The following is a 258-nucleotide window of genomic DNA, read 5'->3' on the forward strand; positions in this document are numbered from 1 at the left end:
GTACAGGATCTCCGAGTTGGCGAACGCCGGCATGCCGACATAGTTGTCGCCGACCTTGGCCTCCTGCACGACGGACGGGAAGTTGTCCGCCTTGACGGCCGAGGTGTACATACTGTTCAGCGGCTGGAGGCCCGCGGCGAAGGCGGGCAGCCAGACGGCGTCGAGCGCGGCGACGTCGAACGAGACGCTCCCGGTCGACAATTCGCTGTTCACGCGGTTGTAGAGACCGTTGTACGGCAGCTCGACGAAGTTGACTTT

General features: G+C 63.6%; 1 pseudogene. It reads right to left on the reverse strand.

From position 1 onward, the window contains the following. Positions 1-258, reverse strand: a pseudogene (locus ACPYOM_RS22960) (sugar ABC transporter substrate-binding protein); the annotation flags it as partial.

This window comes from Monashia sp. HAY1-2A (assembly GCF_056755315.1).